At 49.7% G+C, this 1,739-nt stretch carries 1 protein-coding gene; it reads left to right on the forward strand.

The window, feature by feature from the left end:
- The coding region (locus R7F67_RS23855; RefSeq protein ID WP_318057416.1) for an AsmA family protein at nt 1-1,674 on the forward strand (1,674 nt) is incomplete at its 5' end.
- Nucleotides 1,675-1,739: the final 65 nt, after the last annotated feature.

Consider the following 1,739-nt stretch of genomic DNA (forward strand, 5'->3'; position numbering starts at 1 on the left):
TACGCGGATGCGCGCTTTTCCGTAACTGGATTGAGTATCCAAATCCAAGATCCTACTTGGCTAAACGCTCAACAATTATGGCCTTACGGCGCTATTCAGGCCTCTGCGGAGCAAATGTATTGGCACGGTGAGGCGATACAAAAAGTACTGGTTGATGTGGATTATCAAGCCCAAAACAGCACCCTCTATGGCACGTCTTTTAAATGGCGCAATAGCCAAATCTCAGGGCAAGGTGAGCAATATCCGCAAGGCTGGTCTTTGGTCAATGTCACGATTGATAAGTTGGCAATCACCAATACACAGCGACGATCTTTACTCTCTAAACCGTGGCAAGAATTGCCGTTCACCATTAACCATATCAATAGCCTCGACTTGCTTAACGCCGATATTGAATGGGGTGAATGGCACTGGCAAAACCTTGAACTGTCCGTTGAAGATGCCTCACTGCCTGCGTCTCTATGGAATGCCACTGCCAAAGTGTCTTTACAAGCTGACAGTGTTCGTTTCCAAGAGCAAACCGCAATAGAGCCACGCTTGAACGCCATTTTCACGCCCGAGAATATCCAGCTCCAAGAACTGAGCCTAGATTGGCAGCAAGGCCGCGTACAGGTTTCTGGTCAATTCAAACCGACGCACTGGCAACTCGACACGGCTTCTGTTCAAGGATTGAAATGGGCTATCCAGTCTGATGACAACAAGGATTGGTGGAAGGCCGCCACCAGCGCGTTACAAGAAGTGGATATCCAAGAACTTGATATTGAACGTAGTCAGATAATCCAATTAGCGCACGAACCATTCTGGCAACTCTCTGGCTTAAACGTCGAAGGAAAAGCGCTAAAGTTAAAGCGCCAACACCGTTTTTGGGGCGTATGGCATGGCAGTCTCGACGCGAGTGTCGTAAATGCGAGCTACGACCAAGTTCTGTCTTCTCATGCTGCGATTTCGACACAAAGTGAGCAAGGGTTGTGGCAACTCTCTCGTCTGTTTGCCCCGCTAGAACAAGGCTACATTGAAGGCTTTGGTCAACTTGATCTAAGTACGGCAAGCCAACCTTGGGCGCTTAATCTGAGTGCGGATGGCATTCCACTCAAACTACTTCACCCATACCTCCCCGATGTATTCGCGGTAGATGGATTTTCTGACCTCAATCTCGACCTGCAAGGTCTATCTGGTGACAACAATATGTTGGCGTACAGCTTAACGGGGCAAGTGGAAGCAAACCTACGAGAAACGACACTACGCTCACAAGCCGATAAGTCGCTTAAGAGCATCACGTTTTCCCCTATTCGAGTGCACGCGCAGCGAGGCGCTGTATCACTCAAGCCTGTAACCATCTCCGGCAATGTCATATCCGGTCAGATTGGCGGCGAGTTTGACATGGCCAACAACCCACTCAGCGGTTTGACATTCCAGCTCAAGGATCACTGCGGCATAATCATAGGCGATCTGCTCGATGGTGAAATATCACGTAATGACTGCGACTCACCACAACAGCCAGACCACTTAACGCCGAACGTACCAACGAACGATGCTCAGCCGGAGGAATCGAGCTTCCATGGCATTGCAGAGGCGAATCTAGAGCAACCGGAAGAAGAGCTGGTTGAGGAGATAACAGAAGAGTTAGAGCCGGCTACGAACGAGGTCGTAGCCGAAGAAGAACTAGCAACTGAGTAGCTGCGAATAGTTGGGCAACAGCATATACGTGCCAACGAAATCAACCGCAGGCGTATCGCCGCTGT

This window comes from Vibrio sp. YT-17 (assembly GCF_033337375.1).
Taxonomy (GTDB): Bacteria; Pseudomonadota; Gammaproteobacteria; order Enterobacterales; family Vibrionaceae; genus Vibrio; species Vibrio alginolyticus.